A 3,034-nucleotide genomic window follows, 5' to 3' on the forward strand; every position below is an offset into this window, starting at 1 on the left:
GCTAACGCCAATCGAAATTCATCTCCCGCTTATCGCTGGGCTATGCCCTTCACGCGCTTGAAGCGGGAGACTTCTTTCGGAACTATGTTAAAATTCTCCCACACTGCAATGCGTATTATACGGCAGCGCGGAACGGAGGGGCCCTTTTGGGGCGCCTTCTTTTTAGGAGGCGCGGAAGTTGCGGAAAAGCGATTTCGTTTTGGTTTTTGCGCATATTTGGCAAAACATCGAGTGACATCTATTATTCTTGAATCGAAATCGTTGTTTGTCCTACCACCAAAACAATGTAAGAACCTTCGCTTTCCAGCGGCCAATTTTTCCAGCTAGAGAGGAAAATGTTACACATAAACAAGCTGCGTTTTTTTATATCTGACAAAAGCACGTTATGTCATATTTTTGTTTGGAATGAAACAGATGGACAGAAGCAGCGCGAGGCCATTTTTGCGTTTTCTCGCTTTTCACGCCGAAATCTTACTTTTTTCTTTCGTAGACAAGGAGGTGTCACATTTTGCATACCGTCCAGCCGATCAAAGATAGGGAAAAGATCGAGGCGATGAAAAAGATTTTGCGCGCGTCGTCATTGCGGGATGAGCTTTTGTTTACGCTCGGGATTAATACGGGGCTGCGAATCAGCGACATCCTATCCTTGAAAGTCGGGGACGTCCGAAACGAAAAAGGTGTCGTCGAGCGCTTCGAGATCGTTGAGAAAAAGACGAAAAAGACGCGCATCGTTGCGCTGAACAAAAAGACGCGCCGCTTGATCGAACGGTATTTGGCGGCGGAACGGCCAAACGCGCGAAACGATGAGCCGCTGTTTCGCAGCCAAAAAGGCGGCGGGGCGATCAGCCGCCAGCACGCCCATTACATTTTAAACCGCGCTGCCAAGATGATCGGCGTCATGGAGCGCGTCGGAACGCACTCCTTGCGCAAAACGTTCGGCTATTTCGCCTACAAGCAAGGGACGGATCTCGCGATTATCCAAAAGCTTCTGAACCATTCAAGCCAAGCAGAAACGCTGCGCTATATCGGCATCACCCAAGAACAAATGGACGAAGTCGCGCTGAAATTGGACTTGTAAATTGGAAAACCGCGCCGTCCCTTTCATTTTTCCGCCTTCTCGCCCGCTTTTGTCCGAAGCGTCCAAAATTCGGCACTCGCTTCATTCGGAGCGATTCGAAACGGTCTAGCACGCTGGTTCTCTCCACAGCCGCGCGATTTTCGCCCAAGCGTTCTACAACGGATACTTCTTCGAATCAATAAACAAACCAAAGAACAAATAAATGAATATTTTAGTCAACCAACCAATAAATAAATCTATAAAACAATAAACCGGTAAATAAATGAATCAACGAACCAACGTTTATTTCTTCTTTTCTTCCTAACAATATTTCTTGCAATCTACCTTTCTATAAACAAAGCAAGGAATATTTCCGCCTACGCGAAGCGCGCATCCACAAGACCGCACGCGCGCAATAGAGAAGAAAAGCAACCAATGCAAAAACGGCTAGAAAGGAGTTTCGTTTCTTCGGTTTGCTAGTTTGCGGCTATCGCACCAAAAAATAAACATCGCGTTAAACGTACAAAAACGGCCATTACAGCCGTTTTTTTCTTTCCGAATAGGAAAACCATTGCCCCGGGGTTTAAAACGCGTTATACGCCAAAATAAACGCTTTTCCGGCGTTTGCGATAAAACTCTATGAGTCTATCATTTTCAATGTTCGGCCAATCGGTTCAATGGATTTTTTTGTAAACTAGCTGTTGCCTTCTGTTTGGCCGATATCGCGAGCGGAATCGGGCTCAATCGATTTTTTGTAATCCCCTTTAATATTTAATAATTATAATGGATTTTCCGCCAAGTATGTAGCGCTTCTGTCGAACGGACAAGCCCCGCTTAGCCGATTTTTCCACCGGAATTTCTGTTGTTTCGCGGAATATAAGATGGCGCTCCGGCTATGGGCGACAAATATCGCTCCAGCGAAACAAGTTTTTTCACTAAATGACAAAAGTGGAAATTTTTTAACATGAATCGATTGTTTTTGCAAGCAATCCCTTTTTGCAATATTTTATATATTTTTTTATATATTTTTTTAATTATTTTAGGGAGCCGCGAAACCCTTGATAAATCAACGTTTTTGGCGTTTAAACCGTACATTTTTGGTGCTAAAGCGTACATTTTTGGTGTTCAAACCGTACATTTTTGGTTTCAAAGCGTACATCACTTGCAAAGATGTACTTTTTCATTTTGCGGATTAAATGTAAAATAAAAAATAAACAGAAAATTGAAATTTTTTTTGTAGTTGGAGGATTGGGGATGGAGCCATCTGTTACGCGGCAATCTAATAATAATTCGGTGACGAAATCGAATATATTGATTGAAGCGAGTTATAAGTTGACCGTAACGGAACAAAAAATTATTTTGTATCTCGTCAGCCAAATCAATAAAGATGACGACGATTTCAAGATGTATACGTTGCCGATTCAGCACTTTTACGAATTGCTTGGATATCGGGGCAGCCCGAAGTACAGCGAAATGCGCGAGATAACGCGAAACTTAATGAGGAAAATATTGGAAATAAAAGAAGGGACAAAGCTGAAACAAATGAGCTGGATTTCGTATGTCGAGTACGACGAGCACTCCGGGCGCGTCAGCTTGTCTTTTGACCCGCGGCTGAAGCCGTATTTGCTTCAGCTGAAAAAAGAATTCACGACATACCGCTTGAAAAACGTAATGGAATTGAAAAGCGGCTATTCGATCCGCATCTATGAAATTTTGAAAAGATGGCAGTTTATCAACGACGTGGAAATTCCGCTCGATGAGCTGCGAAAAATGGTGGGGGCGACCGACAAGTATCTCGAATACCATAATTTCAAAAAAAGGGTCCTTGCCCCGGCAAAAAAGGAAATCGCGGAGAAGACGGACCTGGCGTTTGAGTATAAAGAAGTCAACTACCCAACGGCTAAAGCCGTGGGCTTGCAGCTAGCCTAATTGGCTGCCGCGTTCGGCTGGTTGACAGCAGCCCTGCGGATGTTTTCC

General features: G+C 44.0%; 3 protein-coding genes. All 3 read left to right on the top strand.

Going from position 1 to position 3,034, the window contains the following annotated elements; genetic code table 11:
- On the top strand, positions 1-327 hold a 327-nt coding region (locus tag BM278_RS19075), incomplete at its 5' end, for a hypothetical protein (protein WP_208601841.1).
- Between the two features lie 181 nt (positions 328-508).
- Positions 509-1,078 (top strand): site-specific integrase, encoded by a 570-nt coding sequence (locus BM278_RS18030; protein ID WP_090952477.1) that lies wholly within the window; start codon positions 509-511, stop codon positions 1,076-1,078.
- Positions 1,079-2,311: 1,233 nt separating this feature from the next.
- The gene (locus tag BM278_RS18045; RefSeq protein ID WP_090952487.1) at positions 2,312-2,986 is read left to right on the top strand and encodes a replication initiation protein; all 675 of its coding nucleotides are present in this window, start codon (positions 2,312-2,314) and stop codon (positions 2,984-2,986) included.
- Positions 2,987-3,034: the final 48 nt, after the last annotated feature.

The sequence above is a fragment of the Parageobacillus thermantarcticus genome (assembly GCF_900111865.1).
In the GTDB taxonomy this organism is placed as follows: Bacteria; Bacillota; Bacilli; order Bacillales; family Anoxybacillaceae; genus Parageobacillus; species Parageobacillus thermantarcticus.